17 protein-coding genes and 3 pseudogenes are annotated in these 18,330 nt (G+C 57.2%); 7 read left to right on the forward strand and 13 right to left on the reverse strand.

Features of this window, described 5'->3' with window-relative positions; all coding sequences use genetic code 11:
- Positions 1 to 332: 332 nt before the first annotated feature.
- From fecE to A7J50_RS18635, 5 genes are all read right to left on the reverse strand, one after another.
- Entirely contained in the window at positions 333 to 1,124 is a 792-nt protein-coding gene (gene fecE, locus A7J50_RS18615; RefSeq protein WP_064453138.1) for a Fe(3+) dicitrate ABC transporter ATP-binding protein FecE, read from the reverse strand.
- Positions 1,125 to 1,128: 4 nt separating this feature from the next.
- A complete protein-coding gene (locus A7J50_RS18620; protein ID WP_064453139.1) occupies positions 1,129 to 2,097 on the reverse strand; it encodes a FecCD family ABC transporter permease in 969 nt (322 codons plus the stop codon).
- Complete coding sequence (gene fecC, locus A7J50_RS18625; RefSeq protein ID WP_064453140.1) at positions 2,094 to 3,083, reverse strand: iron-dicitrate ABC transporter permease FecC; 990 nt, start codon at positions 3,081 to 3,083, stop codon at positions 2,094 to 2,096. Before fecC ends, A7J50_RS18620 begins: the two co-directional genes overlap by 4 nt.
- Before the next feature lie 2 nt (positions 3,084 to 3,085).
- The gene (locus A7J50_RS18630) at positions 3,086 to 4,000 is read right to left on the reverse strand and encodes a Fe(3+) dicitrate ABC transporter substrate-binding protein FecB (protein ID WP_420492099.1); all 915 of its coding nucleotides are present in this window, start codon (positions 3,998 to 4,000) and stop codon (positions 3,086 to 3,088) included.
- 136 nt (positions 4,001 to 4,136) lie between these two features.
- Entirely contained in the window at positions 4,137 to 6,542 is a 2,406-nt protein-coding gene (locus tag A7J50_RS18635; protein WP_064453142.1) for a TonB-dependent receptor, read from the reverse strand.
- A 178-nt stretch (positions 6,543 to 6,720) separates the two neighbouring features.
- On the opposite strand from A7J50_RS18635, the gene A7J50_RS18640 reads away from it, so the two are divergent.
- On the forward strand, positions 6,721 to 7,350 hold the full coding sequence (locus tag A7J50_RS18640; RefSeq protein WP_064453143.1) for a CatB-related O-acetyltransferase: 630 nt from the start codon (positions 6,721 to 6,723) through the stop codon (positions 7,348 to 7,350).
- 929 nt (positions 7,351 to 8,279) lie between these two features.
- Here A7J50_RS18640 and A7J50_RS31435 read toward each other — a convergent pair.
- Both A7J50_RS31435 and A7J50_RS18650 read right to left on the reverse strand, forming a co-directional pair.
- Complete coding sequence (locus A7J50_RS31435) at positions 8,280 to 8,609, reverse strand: Rap1a/Tai family immunity protein (protein ID WP_156526294.1); 330 nt, start codon at positions 8,607 to 8,609, stop codon at positions 8,280 to 8,282.
- Positions 8,610 to 8,619: 10 nt separating this feature from the next.
- On the reverse strand, positions 8,620 to 8,949 hold the full coding sequence (locus tag A7J50_RS18650; protein ID WP_237140854.1) for a S24 family peptidase: 330 nt from the start codon (positions 8,947 to 8,949) through the stop codon (positions 8,620 to 8,622).
- Between the two features lie 94 nt (positions 8,950 to 9,043).
- Between A7J50_RS18650 and A7J50_RS18660 the strand changes: the two are divergent.
- Positions 9,044 to 9,909: pseudogene (locus A7J50_RS18660) on the forward strand (IS3 family transposase); the annotation flags it as partial.
- Positions 9,910 to 9,916: 7 nt separating this feature from the next.
- Here A7J50_RS18660 and A7J50_RS30845 read toward each other — a convergent pair.
- Positions 9,917 to 11,293 carry an IS30 family transposase gene (locus A7J50_RS30845; protein WP_082895877.1) on the reverse strand — a complete coding sequence of 459 codons (1,377 nt, stop codon included), beginning with the start codon at positions 11,291 to 11,293 and terminating at the stop codon, positions 9,917 to 9,919.
- 55 nt (positions 11,294 to 11,348) lie between these two features.
- On the opposite strand from A7J50_RS30845, the pseudogene A7J50_RS31440 reads away from it, so the two are divergent.
- Both A7J50_RS31440 and A7J50_RS18675 read left to right on the forward strand, forming a co-directional pair.
- Positions 11,349 to 11,645: pseudogene (locus tag A7J50_RS31440) on the forward strand (IS3 family transposase); the annotation flags it as partial.
- Positions 11,646 to 11,815: 170 nt separating this feature from the next.
- A pseudogene (locus A7J50_RS18675) lies at positions 11,816 to 12,831 on the forward strand (DNA cytosine methyltransferase); the annotation flags it as partial.
- A gap of 32 nt (positions 12,832 to 12,863) precedes the next feature.
- On the opposite strand, the gene A7J50_RS18680 reads toward A7J50_RS18675, so the two are convergent.
- Positions 12,864 to 13,148, reverse strand: a complete 285-nt coding sequence (locus A7J50_RS18680; RefSeq protein ID WP_064453147.1) for a hypothetical protein — start codon at positions 13,146 to 13,148, stop codon at positions 12,864 to 12,866.
- A gap of 78 nt (positions 13,149 to 13,226) precedes the next feature.
- On the opposite strand from A7J50_RS18680, the gene A7J50_RS18685 reads away from it, so the two are divergent.
- The 3 genes from A7J50_RS18685 (at position 13,227) to A7J50_RS18695 (ending at position 15,345) form a co-directional block, all read left to right on the forward strand.
- Positions 13,227 to 13,607, forward strand: a complete 381-nt coding sequence (locus A7J50_RS18685; RefSeq protein WP_064453148.1) for a hypothetical protein — start codon at positions 13,227 to 13,229, stop codon at positions 13,605 to 13,607.
- Positions 13,608 to 14,702: 1,095 nt separating this feature from the next.
- Positions 14,703 to 14,912 carry a hypothetical protein gene (locus A7J50_RS18690; protein ID WP_064453149.1) on the forward strand — a complete coding sequence of 70 codons (210 nt, stop codon included), beginning with the start codon at positions 14,703 to 14,705 and terminating at the stop codon, positions 14,910 to 14,912.
- A 79-nt stretch (positions 14,913 to 14,991) separates the two neighbouring features.
- Positions 14,992 to 15,345, forward strand: coding sequence for a hypothetical protein (locus A7J50_RS18695; RefSeq protein ID WP_064454976.1), 354 nt, complete (start codon positions 14,992 to 14,994; stop codon positions 15,343 to 15,345).
- 458 nt (positions 15,346 to 15,803) lie between these two features.
- Here the strand turns inward: A7J50_RS18695 and A7J50_RS18705 are convergent, their stop codons facing one another.
- From A7J50_RS18705 to A7J50_RS18720, 4 genes are read right to left on the reverse strand one after another with little or no spacing between them, the layout of a single operon-like run.
- Positions 15,804 to 16,061, reverse strand: a complete 258-nt coding sequence (locus A7J50_RS18705) for a hypothetical protein (protein ID WP_064453151.1) — start codon at positions 16,059 to 16,061, stop codon at positions 15,804 to 15,806.
- Complete coding sequence (locus A7J50_RS18710) at positions 16,058 to 16,420, reverse strand: hypothetical protein (RefSeq protein WP_064453152.1); 363 nt, start codon at positions 16,418 to 16,420, stop codon at positions 16,058 to 16,060. Before A7J50_RS18710 ends, A7J50_RS18705 begins: the two co-directional genes overlap by 4 nt.
- A 5-nt stretch (positions 16,421 to 16,425) precedes the next feature.
- The gene (locus A7J50_RS18715; protein WP_064453153.1) at positions 16,426 to 16,959 is read right to left on the reverse strand and encodes a glycoside hydrolase family 19 protein; all 534 of its coding nucleotides are present in this window, start codon (positions 16,957 to 16,959) and stop codon (positions 16,426 to 16,428) included.
- 58 nt (positions 16,960 to 17,017) lie between these two features.
- On the reverse strand, positions 17,018 to 18,205 hold the full coding sequence (locus tag A7J50_RS18720; RefSeq protein WP_237140855.1) for an acyltransferase family protein: 1,188 nt from the start codon (positions 18,203 to 18,205) through the stop codon (positions 17,018 to 17,020).
- Positions 18,206 to 18,330 lie beyond the last annotated feature (125 nt).

Genomic DNA, 18,330 nt, shown 5'->3' on the forward strand with positions numbered 1-18,330 from the left:
TCAGGGAGGTGTAAGCGATCTGTAACTAGGTGTGGGGCGAGCGAGGGCTTTGAAATGGCAACATACGTTGAACTCCGTTCCAACGATTCTGCCGCGGGGTTGTTACCCGGTTATGGCGCGCAGAATCTGAATCACGCTGGGTACCATCCGAGGTCAGGGGTAGGCTGTTGCGATCAAACATAACGGAATGGATTTTAAAAATATAATGCTATTTGGGCATAAGCTAATATTCTCTACTTTCATTATTTATAAATAACTTTATTCATATAAATAATGTTTTTGCAGGACAGAACGCGATTAGGGAGCAAGCCCTTCGCGCATTTTTGCCCACATCAGGCACGTGTACGGGTGCTTTTTTCCACCAGGCACATGGGCGTTCCGGCCAGCGGCTCCTGCATGACCTGCACGTGCACATCGAACACCTGGCGCATCAGTTCGGCACTGATCACCTGGGCGGGCGCGCCATCGGCGACCAGCTTGCCGCCCTGCATCACCGCCAGATGATCAGCATAGCGGCAGGCCTGGTTGATGTCATGCAGTACGGTGATGACGGTTTTGCCTTCGGCGGCCAGTTCGCCCATCAAGTCGAGCAGCTCGACCTGATGGCTGATGTCGAGGTAGGTGGTGGGTTCGTCGAGCAGCACCACTGGCGCGTTTTGCGCCAACACCATGGCCAGCCAGGCGCGCTGGCGCTGACCGCCGGACAAATCCGCCAGCACACGGTCGGCCAGGCTGTCCAGTTCCAGGCGTTGCATGGCTTGGGTCACATGGGATTGATCGTTGCCGCTCAGGCGCCCCCACAGCGAGTTGTGCGGGCTGCGACCGTAAGCGACCAACTGGCGCACACTGACGCCCTCCGGCACTGGCAACACCTGGGGCAAGAACGCAATTTGCCGGGCCAACTGGCGGGCGGACAGGCTGGCGTAGGGCTGGCCATCAAGGGTCAATGCACCTTGGGTGGGTTTAAGGATGCGCGCAAACGCCTTGAGCAAGGTGGACTTGCCGCAGCCGTTGGGGCCGATCAGCGCGGTGACGCGACCCGCTGGCGGCGCGAACGACAACCCCTGCACGATACGCGTCGCACCGTAGCCAATGTCGAGCTGTTGTGCCTGAAGAATACTCATGTCATCAGCCCTTGAACCGTGCCAGCAACCAAAGAAAATACGGCGCACCAATCACCGCCGTGAGAATGCCCGCCGGGATTTCGCTGGGTGCGATCAACGTACGCCCGAGGGTGTCGGCCAGCACCAACAGCAGCGCGCCAATCAGCATCGCGGCGGGCAGCAAATAGTGGTGATGCCCGCCCACCAGCCGCCGCGCCATATGCGGCGCGACCAAACCGATAAAGCCAATCGGCCCGATCACGCCGACACCCAGGCTGGTGAGCACCACCGCGCAGGCCATCGCCAGCCAGCGCGTGCGGCCAAGGGCGGTGCCCAGGCTGTGGGCGGCTTCGTCGCCGAGGGCGATCAGGTTCAGCGGTTTGGCCAGGCACAGGCCCAGCGGGATCAGCAGCAGAAACGGCAGCACCAACACCACGTGGTGCCAATTGCGGCTCCACAGGCTGCCGGTCAGTGCGAGCAACGCGGTGTTGATATCCAGCGGGTGAGACAGGATCAAAAACTCGGTGACGCTGGACAAGGTCACCGCAATCGCCACGCCCGAGAGCGCAAAACGCACCCCGGAAAAACTCACGCCGGTGTTGTACAGCGCCAACAGCAAGGCGCCGCCCGCCCCGCCCAGGCAGGCTACCAGCGGCAGCCAGGCAATCGGCAGTTGCGGCCAGCTGATGATCGCCACCGTCAGCGCCAGCCCTGCACCCTGCGTTACGCCGAGAATTTCCGGCGAGGCCAGCGGGTTGCGAATCACCCCCTGCACAATCGCCCCCGCCAGACCGAACGCACACCCGGCAAGCATGGCGATCAGGCTGCGCGGCAGGCGGTGGTTCCACACTTCAAAATCGAGGGCGTCGTGAGCCAGCAGGCGATCCAGCACGGTTGCGGGCTTGAGCCACACCGTACCGGCGCTGAGGCTCACCAACAGCGTCACCAGCAACAGGCCCAGCAGCAGCCATAAGCGCAATCGTGGCCGGGTCATAGGGCGCGCCTGGCAAGGAACAAAAAGAACGGCGCGCCGATCAGCGCGGTCACCACGCCCGCCGGGGTTTCCACCGGAAAGGCCACGGCGCGACTGAGCAGGTCGGCGCCGAGCACGATCACCGCGCCCAATGCCGCACTCAACGGAATCAGCCAGCGGTAGTCGTTACCGAGAAATTGCCGAATGATATTCGGCGCGATCAGCCCGACAAACCCGATGGGGCCGACCGCGCAGACGCTGGCGCCCACCAGTAACAAACTGGCCAGAAACACCTGCAAGCGCAGGCTGGCGATACCCACGCCCAACGAGCGCGCAGCGTCTTCGCCGAGGTTGATCAGATTCAAGCGCGGGGCGCACCACAGCGCCCACAGGCCGCCGATCAACGTGCACGGCCAGAGCAATTGCACCTGGGCCGCCCCGACGTTCGCCAGCGAACCGGCCAGCCAGTTCAACACGCTTTGCGCCTGCGCCTCGACCAGAATCACGGTGAGTCGAGTCAATGCCGCGCACAGCGCCGCCACGGCCACACCGGCCAATACCAGCCGACCTTGCGCAGTGGTCGGCGACCAGGCGCCGCCCAGGCTGAATACCGTTATCCACGCCAGCGCGCCGCCCAGGCACGTCATCAACAACGCACCACCGGCAAACGGCGGTGCAACCAATCCGGTCGAGAACAACGCCAGCCCCAACGCTGCGCCCGCCGTCACACCAAACAGGGAAGGCGACGCCAAACGGTTACGGGTGATGCCCTGCATCAGCGCACCGGCCAGCCCCAGGCAGGCACCGACCAACGCCGCGCACACGGCTCGCGGCACCCGCAACTGGGCGACGATGTAGGCCATATTGCCGCCTTCGTGGCCTTGGTGAACCAGCCCATTCCATGCGTCCGTCGGGGAGATCACAAACGGCGACCAGCTGTACAGCGAGAACCAGAACAACACGGCCCCCAGCAGCACAATGCTTGTCGCCGCGATACTGCGCTGCACGGTTATTGGCTCAATACGGCATGGCCGCCTTTAAGAATGGCGAGGGCGTCTTCTGCGATCTGCTCCGAGGCCAATACGCCACGATTACGCGCCCAGCTGTCGCCATCGACTTGCGCCACGTGGTGATTGCGTACCGCACCGAGCACTTGCCACAGCGGCTGCTTGCTCCAGGTATCGACGATACTGGGGCGACGGTAGTGCCCCACCAACAACCAACCCGGGTCCAGGGCGAGCAATTGTTCCAGGCTGACAAACTCGGTTGGCGCAGCCTTGACGCGTACCGATGGCACTTTCAAGCCGATGGCCTCCAGCACACTGCCGGCGTAGGAGTCCGGGCCGTGCACGGAAAAGCTGTCCTCACGTGCAACGCCGAAGAGCACGCTGGCACCGGCGGGAATCTGCTGCGCAATCGCCTTCAGGTGCTCACGATTCTGCGCGATACGCGCCTGCATCTGCGGGCTTTTGCCCAAGGCCTTGCCGATCAGTTCGGCGGATTTCAGGCTGCCCTGGTAATCCTCACCGCGTGATGGCAGGAGCAAGGTTGGCGCGATGCTCGCCAAGTCGCTGTAGAGCGCCTGGTGGCGATTGAGGTCAGCGACGATCAGGTCCGGCTTGAGCCGGGCGATTTCCTCGATACTGGGTTGCGAACGCAGGCCCACTGACTTCCATTGGCCGATGGCCTGGCGCACACGCGGCAATACACGGTTGGCATCGCCATCGTCGGCGGCCCCGACTGGCGTGACGTCAACGGCAGCCAGGCTGTCGAGGAAAGAAAACTCCAGCACCACCACGCGCTTGGGCGCATCCGGCAGGTGCACCGCATGCTGGCCGTCGTTGAGGTCGATGGGGGCCGCGTTCAATACGCTGCAGGAGAATGCCAGGAGGCAGGCGGCAAGGGTCGGGATGGAGCGCAGCATTCGCATGACAAAGACCTCGGCGTTAACACACCCAGGCGGGAGAGGCCTGGGAAAACGGCGGGTACTATTCCATATCACGGCGATGCAATCAAAAAACATTCTTATTAACGCCGTTGCTGCCACCTTCCCCCGGCGCCTAGAAATCAACCGTCGCCGAGAGCAAGTAGGTACGCGGCGTCGACAGCGTCAAACCCGGTTCGCTGTCGTCAGACGCCCCGGCAGAGCTCCAGTAGCGTTTATCGGCGACGTTCTCGACATTCGCTCGTAAGGTGATGTGCTTGTCGTCGACCTTGAAAGCGTATCGCGCGCCCAGGTCGATGCGGGTCCAGGCATCGATTTGCTTGACGTTGGACGTGTCGAGGTACTGTGAGCTGGAATAGAGGCCCCGGCTGGTCAGGGTCAGGCCCTCAACCGTCGGCACATCCCATTCTGCGCCCAGGTTGACGTTGTATTTGGGCGTGGCCGGTGCGCGATTGCCGTCAAAGGTGCCGTGGGTGGTGTTCGTCAGTTCGCTGTCGATATACATCACGCCGCCGAGCAGACGAAAGCCTTTGAGCGGCTCGCCGAATACGCTCAGCTCCACGCCGTCGTTCTGACGTTTGCCGTTGGGGCCGAAAACCCGTGTGGTCGCGTTGGTTTCGTAGGCGGGCTGCTTGATACGAAACACGGCAGCGGTCACGGCAAAGGCACCGGCGTCGTATTTGGCGCCTACTTCAACCTGGCGGCTGATAAATGGCGGGAAGATTTCATCTTCGTTGATCGAGGTCGAAGGCGCGATTTTGCCCTGGCTCAAGCCTTCCATGTAGTTGGCATATAGCGACAGTTTGTCGGTGGCTTTGAAGAGGATGCCGCCCGATGGCGAGACTTTTTCCTCGTCATACGCCGTGTCGCCCTTGACGTTGTCGGTCCAGTCATCGACCTTCACCCGCTGCCAGCGCGCGCCGAGAGTGAGCAATAAACGATCCTCGAAAAAGCCCAGGGTGTCGGACAGCGCCACGCCACTGAAGCGGTTCTCGGTGTAGACCCTGGAATCCAGGCGTGTTGGCCGTGAAGGGGTTGGGGTTTCTTCCGGGTTGTACAGGTTGCTCGGCGCCGCCGCGTACCGGGCGCCGCCGTTTTCAAAGTCCATGTAGAAGTAGCTGGCCGCCAGGTTGATCTCATGGCTAACGGGTCCGGTATGCAACCAACTGCGCACCCCGGCTGTGGCGGTGCGCACGTTTTCATCGCGGGTGAAATCCCGTGGCAATACGCTGAAATCCCCGGCGTTGTTGGTGACGGAAACCGCGTGACGCAAGAAGTCGTGGTTGCTTTTACGCGCGCCCACACCGCCATAGAGCATCACGTTGTCACTGAGGTCGAACTCGCCGTTAACAGTGCCGAAGGTGTCATCGGTGCGGGCTTTACTCCAGGGCTGTGCGTAGTTATGGCGCACATCGTTGGCGCTCGGCACCCTGGCATTGGCGCCGACTTGTACACGTTCTTGCGGCGCGTCGGTGTCGCGCTCGGTGTGGCCTATATCCGTGGAAAGGCGCAAACGCTCGCCGCGAAAATCCAGGCCCAACACGGCCATTTCACGGTCGACACTCTGGTGATCCCATTCGGTATCGCCGGACTGCTTCACGCCGTTGAAACGGATGCCAAATTTGTTGTCCTCACCAAAGCGCCGTCCCACATCCACCGCGCCACCGGCCTGGCTGCCGGATGCCCACGTGCCGGTCAACGAGGTGATGTCCTTGTCGGTGGCGCGCTTGGGCACCACGTTGATCCCGCCGCCGACGCTACCGCGTGGCGAGATACCGTTGATCAACTGGCTCGGGCCTTTAAGGATGTCGACCCGCTCGGCCATTTCCATGTCGATGGTGTAGGTCGGCAGCACGCCATAGAGGCCGTTGTAGGCCACATCACTGTTGAACAGGCTGAACCCGCGAATCGTGAATTGCTCATAGCGCCCACCCGCCGGGTTGGTGGCGCGCACCGACGGATCGCTGGCAACCAGGTCTCCCAGTGTGCGCGCCTGCTGGTTCTTCACCGCATCAGCGGTGTAGGTGGTCATGCTGAACGGCGTTTCCATAAAGTCGCGCGAGCCGAGCAGGCCTTGCGAACCACGGCGCGCCACTTGGCCACCGGCATAGGTATCCCCATCGGCCTGCCCGGTGATGCCGAGGATAGACGTGGGCGCCAGTTGCAGGCTGCCACCCTCCGGCACCGGCACCAACCTGTACGCCTGCTCGCCCATCGGTTGCAGCTGCAGGCCGGAGCCCTGCAACAAGCGAGCAAACCCCTCCTCCACCGCGTACTTGCCGGACAAGCCACTGCTGTTGTGACCGCTGACCAGCGCCGGGTCCACGGACAGGTTGACGCCAGCGAGCCCGGCAAAGCGGGTCAATGCGGCGCTCAGACTGCCGGCCGGCACTTCGTAGCTGCGGCGCTCTGTGCTGTCTTCGGCATAGCTGAGCGGGACGAATAGCGGGCTGGCACTGAGGCTCAGCATCAGGCTCAGGTTCAGCAACGGGCGCAAGCGCAAGGGTGAGACTGCGGGCATTAGGGGAAGCTCTCGATTTTATTCACTTGCCTGGAATGACAGGCGAGGTGAAAAAAAGGGACAGGCTTCGACGACTATTTTCAGACAATAAATAAACCGCTCTACCTTCGTCTTGCATAGACGGCACCCATTCATCACGATGTCGCCTGATTTCAATCTCTGCAAGAAGGCTCACCCCATGAAGCTATTGCGTAAATGGCGCGAACATCAAGCGCGCAAGGCATTACGCGCGCTCTCCCCGCTGGAGCGCTCTACGCAAAAACTGCGCAACCGTTACCCCGATTACAGTTTTGGCATCGGCACCTACGGAGACTTGAAGGTTCATGACTGGCATGAGGGCACGACCCTGCGTGTAGGCGCCTACACCTCCATTGCCGGCAATGTCGAAGTGTATTTGGGGGGCCACCATCGTACTGACTGGCTCAGCTGCTACCCGTTCCCGGCCAAGGTTAAAAGCCTCGCCCACATTACTGACTTCGGCGGTAGCAAAGGTGACGTCACCATCGGCAATGACTGCTGGATCAGCTCGCATGCGAAGATTCTGTCAGGCGTGACCATCGGCAATGGCGCGGTCGTTGCCGCCGGCTCGATCGTCACCAAGGATGTAGCGCCTTACGCCATTGTGGGCGGCAACCCCGCCAAACATATCCGCTGGCGCTTTGACGAACCCACGCGCCTGATCCTTGAGCAATCCGCCTGGTGGGAATGGCCGGAAACCGAAGTCTGCGCGATCGCGCATTTGCTCTGCAGCCCGGATATCACCCCGTTTGTGGACTACCTCAAACAGCGCGAACGCACGGCTGGCTGAAGCCACCTGAAAGTGTGACGCATGAAAAAGCCCAACCTTTTCAGATTGGGCTTTTTCAAAGAAGAATATGGTCGGGACGGAGTGATTCGAACACTCTACCCCTAGCACCCCTACTGACGGAATCTCTATAAAACCTTAAAAAATATTTTATGTAGGCGACCACGGCAATCGACGCCTAAAATGCTGAACCGTGATTTAAGAAGCCCCACAAATCTCCCTACAAGCTTTCGATAAGAAAGTCCCTGCCCCGACTCCTGCCGACCGAACACCAAACCACCTGAACCGCATCAACTTGTACCCTGTTCACTCTCTGTAGAAACACCGATACCAAACTCAGACCTGATCCCTTCCTAGCTATCGAAACTCCAAGAAATAGCCGTGTACTGCTGCTTGGCTACTTAGGGCAGTTGGTAACGCGGTAAATCCATAGACACGCTGCCTTAGTCGTAGCAACGGCCCGACAGCAGTTTGAATTCGAGCTCCCGTTCCCCCCTGGACATCCCAGTCGCTGGATGTGTGGGCCGGGCAGGGAGGATCGTACAGCGAGTACGTTTACCTCCACTTCGGGCCCCACCCCTCAATAACTATTTCGTGTTCCATGGTTGCCTGCAGGGCGGTTGCTCCGGTTGTTTTCTCTTTGCGTCCGACCAAATGGCGGCTGGACGCACCAGTGAAATTTTCCGTTGTCTTGCACGCCGACGTACCGAGGTCTATACGGCGCATCAGGGGTGAGAGTCGCACACGCCCGATGCGTCAAATCCTAACCGGTCGACGCTTTGTTACGGCTGGTTGTTAAAGGGCTGTATTGATTTGCACCAATCGCAGAACACGGATTGCGTAATGCGCAGATTATTTCTACATCAAGCGAAAACTTTAAAATCTAGGCGCAAAAAAATCCGCTCAATGGCGGGCTCTATTTTTAGCAGAGGTTATTTGGTTTTGCAGGCGGGGTAGGCCTTAGTCAACGCTTGGACGATAAGTGAGGCGGCTTGCTCGGTCCATTTCTCAGGGTTGGCTTTTAAAAATTTGGTTACTACAGCGACGTTTTGTCCGTTGGTAACACCTGGCGGGGCGCAGTAAAGAATACCGTTTGAAAAGTCGGAGACTCCAGAGATGTATCCCATGTACACGCCATCCATGAATGTCGTGCCTTTTGGACCATTCGTCCCCCACTGGATCAGATCATTACCCGTAGCAGACCATGCATTCCCTGAAAGTAAGACACCCAGCAATGCGAAAGTGAGATTTGTAGTTTTCATCATGCACCAGTCAGAGCCCTATCATTTTGGTTACGATCCCGCGACCAATCACCTTGCAGTCGCCATCAATCTGTATGGTTCGGTAGTTCGAGTTTAGCGGCCGCAAGTAGCGAAGCCCTGCGTCCTCAATGTACTTCTTGAAATTGCTTTCGCCGTTTTTCAGCTTCAAAACGTAATACTTTCCGCTAATCAGATCGGCCTCAGGCATCACCAAGATACGCGATCCCTCCGGAAAAGTTGGGTTGCCGGCACAGGTCATCGAGTCACCGCGCACATCCTGCCTGAAGCCGTGATCGCTAGCATTCTCGGTAGAAGCGAGCGAGCCCCAGCTTGGTTGCATGGCCAAGCTACACGTTAGACGTTCCCGCATCTTGAATCGCCCCTAGTTTCGTAGACACCTCCAAGCCTTAAAATGAGGCCCATTAGGAGGTGCCATGAGCAACCAGCGATATCCCGAAGAATTCAAAATCCAGGCGGTCAAGCAAGTGACCGAAAAGCAGCTTCCTGTCTCGGAGGTGGCTGCACGATTGGGTGTGTCCGTGCACAGCCTCTATGCCTGGGTTAAGCGCTACACCAAGCCCCAGGAACAGCGCGTTGAGGAGGATGATCAGAGCGCTGAGGTTCGTCGTCTACGTGCCGAGCTGAAACGGGTGACGGAGGAGCGAGACATCTTAAAAAAGGCCGCCGCGTACTTTGCCAAGGAGTGCGGCTGAAGTACGCCTTTATTAAGCAGCAAGCGGGTCATTACGCGATTCGACGGCTTTGCCTGACGCTCAAGGTTCATCCCAGCGGCTACTACGCGTGGCTATCAGAACCAAAATCTGCGCGAGCCAAGGACGATCAGCGACTGCTTGGACTGATCAAACACTCCTGGTTGGAAAGCGGTGGTGTTTATGGCTATCGCAAGATCCATGATGACCTGCGAGAGGTTGGTGAGAGCTGTGGCCGTCACCGGGTAGCTAGGTTGATGCGCCTTGAAGGTTTACGTTCTCAGACTGGGTATCGACGGAGGCCGGGAAAATATGGCGGTAAACCAGCCGTTGCCTCACCGAACTTACTGAAGCGCCAATTCGATGTCAGAGAACCCAACAAAGTCTGGGTCACAGACATTACCTACATCCGAACATATGAAGGCTGGCTGTATTTGGCCGTGGTGCTCGATCTGTTTTCACGCCAGATCATTGGTTGGTCAATGAAGTCGCAGATGACCAGCGACGTAGCCATTGATGCACTGCTGATGGCGGTTTGGAGACGTAAGCCGAAGCAAGAGGTGATGATCCACTCGGATCAAGGCAGTCAGGGCGGATTCAACCGGTCGTCGCAACACTGGATTGTTGTACAGACTTTAAATACTCATTCAGTGCTTCGGCAGGTGTTTTCCAGCCTAGTGTTTTTCGAGGTCTAGTATTGAGTACGTGAGCTACCGCCTGTATTTCTTGGGCACTCCAACGAGAGAGGTCAGTGCCTTTCGGGAAGTATTGCCGTAGAAGGCCGTTCGTATTTTCGTTTGTGCCGCGCTGCCATGGACTATGTGGATCAGCAAAGAAAACCTTTACTCCGGACTCGATGGTAAACCGAGCGTGATCCGACAACTCCTTTCCACGATCCCAGGTCAAGGATCGCCACAGCTCGATGGGAAGATCAGTCACCGTCTTCTTCAATGCGTTGGCCATACTAACAGCCCCATAGCCAGCCAGCGCCGGGCCGTTCTTCGTGCGGGGGATTAGCCCATAACCTTTCTCGCGAGGCAGATGGACGAGCATGGTAAATCGAGTTGAGCGCTCGACCAGAGTTCCAATCGCAGAACGGTTCAGACCGATGATCAGGTCGCCCTCCCAATGCCCGGGTACAGCCCGATCTTCTACCTCAGCAGGACGACTGGAGATCATCACGTCCTCGCTGACGTGTGCCCACACTTTGGCCTGCGATCGGGCTCTCGGTACGCGTAACGCTCGTCCTGAGCGCAGGCAACTCACCAGTTCGCGCTTGAGAGCTCCTCGACCCTGAATGTAGAGCGCCTGATATATGGCTTCATGAGAGATACGCATGGATTCATCATCCGGAAAATCGATCTGGAGTCGGTTGGCAATTTGTTCAGGCGACCAGCCATTGACCCATTTACGGTCACTGCGATGCGGTTTATTTCGGCCTTTGAAGGGCGCTTGCCGAGGCCCAGAAATCTCACGACCATCGGCGTCTTGAACCTTGCCCTCAAGGCGGTCGCGTACGTACTGGTGCAGTCGCGGGTTAGTGACCAGTTTTGCTGGTTTCGGCCTCTTGGCCACCAGTTCTGCCTTCCATTGCGCTACTGACGCTCGATATTCAAGCCGACCGCAACGGGTAGCAGCATTTCGTGTCAGCTCCCGTGAAATTGTCGATGGGCTTCGTCCAAGGCGACGAGCGATCTCACGAACGCCAACACTTTGCGCTCGAAGCAGCCCAATCTCTTCTCTCTCTGCAAACGATAAGTATCGTCCTGATATGTGATTCGACATGAATAATGGCATCCCGCCTCGATGACGGAACCAGCGTGTACCTACCGCGGTTGATACGCCAACGGCATGTGCTGCCTTTTCGCTTGTGATGCCTGTTGCAATCTGCAGCCAAAATAGCCGTTCGATCTCATTACGAAGTGAGGGTGCACCTGGAGAACGCATCGCTCCCCGGCCCGTCAATTTTTGCATCCATCCTGCAGGTCGTCCCATAAACACCTCGATCAAGGTGTTGCGACGACCGGTTGAATCCGCCCAGTACAGCAGCTCAGACTGGCGAAGCTTCTTGAAAGCTAACAACCTGGTGGCCAGCATGAGTCGTCGAGGTAACTGCCACGACAACGCTGTGGCGGAGAGCTTTTTCCAGCTGCTAAAGCGGGAGCGGATCAAGCGTAAAATCTACACTACACGCCAGGATGCTCGGGATGATGTGTTCGATTACATCGAGATGTTTTACAACCCAAAACGACGCCACAGTTTCAACAATCAGCTGTCACCGGTAGAGTTTGAAAAGCGTTACGCAGCGAGCCTGGAGAGTGTCTAGGAAACCCGGGGCGATTCATCTTGTGTGGAATCTATTTCCTGTTCCAGTTGGGTCAACTTTATGCCAAGCACGTTCATGAACCCCTGAGCTTATCAGGCGTAGTGCTTTGTTGGCCGCGCTCTATGCAGTTGCAAAAAAAACCTCGATTACGGAGTCATTGGCAGCCATGCCAGAGCCGCAAGCGCTTTTTGCTGGTGGCCAGGCACATCGAGAAGGTGCTGCCGTTCCTTTACGGGCCGGGGAAAAAGACACTCAAGTCCGTCGGCTGAATCCTAAGCCGCATGCCTATGGCGGGCGACGTGGAGGCCTCCGACCCCCATATACAGAGTGCCAGCGTAGCAATGGAAAACATGGGTGCGCCTCGCCCTGGTGAACGCCGGTAAGGACTGGCGCTGCCTGAATAATTTAACGATCAAGGATGGCTATCTGCGTGACTTGGTAATTGCTCCTCAGTTTCTGGATGGATTCCTGGGCGTAAGTGACTGGAACGAAACAATCGGCACCGTCGCAGCACGCAGCGGGCCAACCAACGGCAAGTTTTCTGTAGCTGATCCGCGGGTCAAAGCTGGTGCCCTTCAAAACCAGCTGTATGGCGTCCGCCCCTGGGATCAAACGAGCGGCGCTGTGATCGGCGTCAAGTCTCCCGGGCAGGGAACATTTAGCGTTGCAGATCCTCGCGCTCCAGGTATTGGACACGCGAAATACGACATGGCTCAATGAGACCAGGCATGAAGCGCACCAAGGGAGGCGCCTACCTTACTGGCGACCGCTACGGTGTTACCGATGGAATGTTCAGTGCGGCGACGTTTCAGCCAATGCCCGCAAAGACAACGGCCGATGGTCTGTTGCAGATCCTCGCATGCCAGAAGCCAACGAGCGGTTGACCTGCGTTATTAAAAGCCTCGACGGAACCTGGCACCGGCCATTCACCACCCTTGAGCTGGCCGCGCTTTAAGGCCTGGTGGGACCCGAAGAAATGTTTGAGCTTGACGGCCTGAGCGACCAGGCCTGGCTCGAGCGGATCGGCAATGCAGTTCCGCCGGCGGCCACCGAAGCAATTGCCCACGTGTTTGGCACCACCCTGATGCTGGCCGAAGCCGGCGAAACCTTCATGCTCAACAGCATGCCGATCTGGGTTCAGCCTGTGGCGGTAGCATTGAACGTATCCCAACAGAACACGCAGTAACCAAAAACGCCCGGAAAGGGGCGTTCGTTCATTCAGAATTTTTGACTGTTACCAACGCTTCGACCACGATCAAAACCCCAATCAATGGCCTCTGCGACAGTCATTTCTTGGACATTCTCAGTGTAATCCTCAAGAACCAGCTCTCCATCAGCAGTATAAATGCCAATAAAAAGCTGGACCTGTCCGCCGGTTAGTTGGCGGCCGCAAGCCTCAACAAACACCCCATTAGGCAGCGTCTCCTCTTTGCTCGAATACGGAAGGTGTGCTGCTGCCCACTCGAAATACGCTTTTGTTCTCCTACGCGTGACCGGTGCCATTCCCCTGCTCCTATTTTTAGTTGAGCTTCGAGTAAGGCACATCATTCCAGCTACCGCCAATAGGCAAGGTATGCCCCCATGAACCCAACAGTATTGAAAGCGCTGGCGCACGCGTTCGACCGTCAGTTTCAGGCACCCGAGCCAAAGCACAAACTTATTCCGCCCGTCTTGGCCGGCGAGCCGTTACCCGCCCTGGTCATCACCGGCCCCATCAACCGCGTAATGGAACTCGACGGCAAGCGGCACTCTCACGTCCGGGAGTTCCCCATTGAAAAACAGGGAGTTGTCTTCGACAGTCATGAGTTCGACCAGAGGGAAGACGCCTACATCGAAGCCATGGCAATTGAAAAGCAGACCGATCAGAACAACAACTCGCCCCGCAGTGGGCGCCAAGGAGCAAAACAATGGCGCGAGAAACAATGTTGGGGCTCAACCAAAGGAACTGGATTCGGAATATAGACAAAGTCGCCAGAAGTAGCCGACTTCAAGATGTGAGTTAGCAGCGGATTTGGCACCGACCAGGACCTTGCAAGAGATTCCGAGCTGACCGCTAGAAGTCTCGGCCGACGGATCTTTCGAGGGTTCAGCGGCACTCAATCGGTACCAACTACCTGCAAAATGGTTTGTCACCAAAACAGCAAGAAGTCGGGTGAATTTGCGGTGTGTTTGGCACTGCGGTTTGGGCCCAAAAACATCGAATTTGGAGGTATGAGTCAGGCTCTCGGACGCGATGGTTTGATTCCAAATCGGCCCCTGGGCCTTGTGATCAAAGGGCTCGGCCGGCGACTAGAGACCTTCCACAGACCTGGCGATTGCCCAACCACCCTCCGCGCGCCCCCCGCGCCCTGTTCCGTTTCCCTAGCGCACAATCGGAAGTCCGGCTTTCGCTGCTTCTGTTTGTCTTCAAAGACACGGCCCGCGTGACGTACAGCCGGTTTCGATGATTTGGGATGGTGACCTTTAAGAACGAAGAATCGGAACTGAGCTTCCAGGGTTTAGCGTCGCGGAGCAGGTGAGGGAAAACGCCCTAATTGCCCGGAAACAAGGCGTTAGGCAAGAACATCTGACATGCGAAAAAGCTGAGAAAGGAAGAGAAATATCAAACCGTATTGGTGCCAAAGGCAGTGCGAAAAAGGGCAAAAAACGGCGTGAACTCACAACCACGAGGAAATCATCTGGTCCGAGGCAATACCGGACCTGAATATCAGCGAAATCATCGGGTAGTTTTGCGCAGCCACAAAAAAGCCGATCCATCTGATCGGCTCAAGTGTCTGATTTTACTCAGGAATAATGGTCGGGACGGAGTGATTCGAACACTCGACCCCTAGCACCCCATGCTAGCGGACGTGCCGGAAAGCCTTAAACTGCAACACCTTATGTGGGCGCCCACTGCAATCGACGCCTAACGATGCTGAACCGTGATTTACTAATCCCCGCAAATCTCCCTACAGGCTTTCGGTAAGAAATTCCCTGCGCCCGGCGTTCTGCCGACTGAACACCAAACCACCTAAATCGCATCAACTGGTACCCTGTTCACTCCCTGGAGGAACACCGATGCCGAACTCAGACCTGATCCCTTCCCTGCTCTCGAATCTCTACGAAAACCAACTCGCCCTCGAAGCCTCCATCATGGAGCTATCGAACTGGGTGGAGCAGCGCGGTTCCGCTGAAGTCGCAGAGAACGTGCGCGGTGCCCTGCACACCATCGACGAGAACGAAGAGTTTATAAAGCTGACCCTGGCCGTCCTCATGACACCGGACTGACCGCCTCTCGTCGCCTCAAATACCGGCGAGTCAAAAGCTCGATTACTGTATGCACATACAGCATTCGGATTTAACCACCATGCACATCGACGAAGACACCTCAGCGTGGCTTGGCTGCCCTACGCCCCTGGAAATGTACAAGCACCAATGCTCTCTGCTCGAGGACGAACTCAGCGAGACTCAGGCGCTGCTGCGCAAGGCCCGGAAGAACATCGCCGGGCTCGTCCAGATGAGTGACGCGCTGGCCACCGGCAAGGCCGAGGCGCAGTCAGCGCTGAAAAAGGCGATGGCTGAGATCGGAGAGCTCAAAGAACGATGTTCCGAGCCCGCAATCCTGGGCATGAAGCTCGTCGCCGAACAGCGCGACTACCTGCTTAGGGAGAATCAGCGAATCCTGCTGGAGCTGAGCGTGCTTAGGGGTCCGAAACCCTGAAGCTCACTCGGCAGGAAAAAAAATGATGTCTTGTGTATCATTGATTCAATATCAATGAATCACCCCTTGGCAGCCAGACCTCTCTATAAACCACGCGGCGCACTTTGCTCCGTGAGAACTACTTATTAAGGAAGAATAATGAAGGTATCCAGAATTTTCGCGCTGATTGGGGTTGTTGCCGTTATCGCTCTGGTCGCGTACTTCGCAAACAACGAAAGCGCTCGATGGGAAAAATTTGTGGTTGCGAATGATTGCAAGGCCGTAACACAGTCATCTGATAATGCCAGTAGCTCCCCGTCTCAGAACACCATCAAGAAGACTGATTGGCTGTGCAATGATGGCAAGGTCTACAGGCAGTAGCAGCAGCGCCTTCATCAGCCTCCCAAAGCCCGGTCCATCGCCGGGCTTTTTTATTTGTCGCCCAATGCCGACGCTACTTGGCATGGGTCGCCAGGAAGCTACTGACACGATCCTAAGGCAGAAACCAACTGCCTCTCGTAGCCGATCCTCTGCCTGCGCTCAGCCAAGAGCGCGCGCACCTTCAGTTCCAGGCTGTCTGATTTTTTCAGGCCTTGCGCCGCCCACGGCGGGACCTCGACGCCTTTGGTCTTGCAGGGAACCAGCAACGGCACCTCAACACGGACGGTGCGCACCTCGGGCGGTCGGCCCGTGCATCCGGCCAACACCACGGCCAGTACCACCAGCAAAGTCTTCATAGACCCAGCTCCTTATCAATGATCGCGCTGGCAGCCTGGGCGGGATCACCGCCGGTTCGCTCCCGCAATAGATTGTTGGCTGCCGCGTAGTCTGGCTGGGCCTCCTGCCGTGCTTTCTCCTGCGCCAATGCAGCGTTCCGCTGCCGAAGCTCACCGGCCTGCACCAGTTCGCCGAGCTTCCTGCCCTGCTCCCCGGCCAACGCCTCAAGGTTGTCCCGGGCCGACTTGGTGTTAGCAAGGTCGAGTTGGGCCGTGTCGAGCAGCGGCCGGTAGTGACGCGCGGCGAGCCATACGCCGGCCCCAGCGCCCACTGCCAACACCAAGAGAGCGGCCAGCACCATCCCGGCCAGCTTCTGCATCGGCGTCACGCCAGCACCTTCAGCGCCTTGTCGTACAGCTCCTGGCGATCAGCCTTACCGGTGAGCCCGCCATTGATGCGCCGCGTGATCTTCGTGAACTCACCCTGATCTGCCAACGTGTTGAGCCCCCGCGTCAACCAGAACCAGGCAGCCGACATCGCGGCGTGCTGCGGCTGCTCAAGCAGCTCCGGATTATTGACCAGGTCCAGGCCCAGGGCTTCGCCGCACGCTGCGTAGTTCGCCCGACCGGTGATCTGGATCAGGCCCCTGCCACGGAACTTGGAACCATCCCCCTTCATGGTGTTGCCCAGATCGGCACGACCTTCGTATGTGAGCTGCTGCGCCGTCGGCCCCCAGATCTCGCGCACGTAGCGCAGTTGGCCGGACTCATGCCCGACCTGGGCGATGAACGCGGCGACCCGCGCCGTGCCCACGATTCCGTAGCGGTTCATGGCGGTGTTCAGTGCAGGAACAAAAACGCCGGCTTGTCGGCCGGCGTTAGGGAGGATCTGCAGCAACTGCTGCTCGGTAATCGGCATACTTTTCTCCAGGCGAAAAAAAGCCCGCTCAATGGCGGGCTTTTTAATCTTGGTTAATTTACTTTGCGGCGACCGAATAGCGCGTTGCCGCTACTTTAGACTTGCTTGGCTTGTGCATGTATCTATCTTCGATTAGAAGATAAGAGGCCGTCGAAACAATTGTGGCAAGTGCCAGGGTTCCGCCAGCTAGCATCGCGTACTTAGCAATGGACAAAGTGCCCAAATCTACGACGTAGAAATTTACTGCGCCAAGCACAGCAAATAGTAGCATTGAGTGAAGCAGGTAGAAGCTGTAACTGACAGTGCCCATACCGACAAACACTTTAAGATTGAGAATGCTAGGGCGCGAAATAGTCAAGGCTGTAAACAACACGGAAACACAGAGCCATTGCTCCAGCCCATAGTTTGTTTTTTGCCCAGACCGATAATATATGAAGACAACCGCAGCCAGAGCGACCACGCCCGCGATTACTCTTACGTTCCTGCCAAAATTCTTGCCGGCTATTAACGAGCACAGCGCGCCAGGGATGAAGAACGACCAGGAGCTTACCCCGGAGATCGAAAGGTCGGCGATGGCAAAAGCAATGATCGCTGTGAAGGTGGCCTTTTTGCTTTTCTTAACTGCCAAATAGATAAGGGGCAGCACGAAGTAAAAGCGCCACTCGATAGCCAGCGTCCATGTAACGCCGAGCAATCGACTGAAGTTGAAGCCATTAATGGTTGGCATGTAAAGCAGGCCGAACGAGAAAAGGTTGGGCGTTGCGGCCAGCATCTCCGTAGGAGATTGAGTGATAGGCCAAGAGAACCAAGCAGCAATCACTATGGCTAGTAATACGGCCGCGATGTATGCGGGCACCACTCGCCTAACCCGTTTAGCATAGAAGTCAGACCAATCAACAGGCTTTTCGGAAAGTATCTTTCCGGCAAAAAGCAGGCCGGTTATGCAAAAAAACATCTGAACGCCTAGCGCTCCAGACATTAGCAAAAACCTATCATCATTTGGCGATACATAAAAGGCTTTTGGTACTACGGCCAGATTACCAATTACATATGGCGCGTGATTCAGCGAAACAATAGCTGCCGCCAAACCACGCAGGCCGTCTATCCATCGAGTCTGCATGTGACCTTCTGGAATAAGAGTCGTAACTGTTCGCGACATAACAAGCATTGGAATAAAAGCGCAGACTAAAAGAAAGGCTAATAGCATCCATACTTCCGACGTTTGCAAAGCTTGTATCGGTTCCATTACAACAATCCTGATAATTTCGCGGCACCTTACCAGATTTTACGGTGCCAATGAAATTTTAGAGACGGGTCGCTGTTGCGCGCTATCCGTGACGCACTAGGCGCACTGGCTTACCGATTGAGGGC

The sequence above is a fragment of the Pseudomonas antarctica genome, from assembly GCF_001647715.1.
Lineage (GTDB): Bacteria > Pseudomonadota > Gammaproteobacteria > Pseudomonadales > Pseudomonadaceae > Aquipseudomonas > Aquipseudomonas antarctica_A.

Coding starts and splice junctions, on each gene's coding strand:
- A7J50_RS18720 (WP_237140855.1), bottom strand. CDS start 18,205: ATGGAACCGATACAAGCTTTGCAAACGTCGGAAGTATGGATGCTATTA.
- A7J50_RS18640 (WP_064453143.1), top strand. CDS start 6,721: ATGAAGCTATTGCGTAAATGGCGCGAACATCAAGCGCGCAAGGCATTA.
- A7J50_RS18685 (WP_064453148.1), top strand. CDS start 13,227: ATGAACCCAACAGTATTGAAAGCGCTGGCGCACGCGTTCGACCGTCAG.
- A7J50_RS18630 (WP_420492099.1), bottom strand. CDS start 4,000: ATGCTGCGCTCCATCCCGACCCTTGCCGCCTGCCTCCTGGCATTCTCC.
- A7J50_RS18650 (WP_237140854.1), bottom strand. CDS start 8,949: ATGCAACCAAGCTGGGGCTCGCTCGCTTCTACCGAGAATGCTAGCGAT.
- fecE (WP_064453138.1), bottom strand. CDS start 1,124: ATGAGTATTCTTCAGGCACAACAGCTCGACATTGGCTACGGTGCGACG.
- A7J50_RS18635 (WP_064453142.1), bottom strand. CDS start 6,542: ATGCCCGCAGTCTCACCCTTGCGCTTGCGCCCGTTGCTGAACCTGAGC.
- A7J50_RS18715 (WP_064453153.1), bottom strand. CDS start 16,959: ATGCCGATTACCGAGCAGCAGTTGCTGCAGATCCTCCCTAACGCCGGC.
- A7J50_RS18690 (WP_064453149.1), top strand. CDS start 14,703: ATGCCGAACTCAGACCTGATCCCTTCCCTGCTCTCGAATCTCTACGAA.
- A7J50_RS18680 (WP_064453147.1), bottom strand. CDS start 13,148: ATGGCACCGGTCACGCGTAGGAGAACAAAAGCGTATTTCGAGTGGGCA.
- A7J50_RS18705 (WP_064453151.1), bottom strand. CDS start 16,061: ATGAAGACTTTGCTGGTGGTACTGGCCGTGGTGTTGGCCGGATGCACG.
- A7J50_RS18710 (WP_064453152.1), bottom strand. CDS start 16,420: ATGCAGAAGCTGGCCGGGATGGTGCTGGCCGCTCTCTTGGTGTTGGCA.
- A7J50_RS18620 (WP_064453139.1), bottom strand. CDS start 2,097: ATGACCCGGCCACGATTGCGCTTATGGCTGCTGCTGGGCCTGTTGCTG.
- A7J50_RS18695 (WP_064454976.1), top strand. CDS start 14,992: ATGCACATCGACGAAGACACCTCAGCGTGGCTTGGCTGCCCTACGCCC.
- A7J50_RS30845 (WP_082895877.1), bottom strand. CDS start 11,293: ATGCAAAAATTGACGGGCCGGGGAGCGATGCGTTCTCCAGGTGCACCC.
- A7J50_RS31435 (WP_156526294.1), bottom strand. CDS start 8,609: ATGAAAACTACAAATCTCACTTTCGCATTGCTGGGTGTCTTACTTTCA.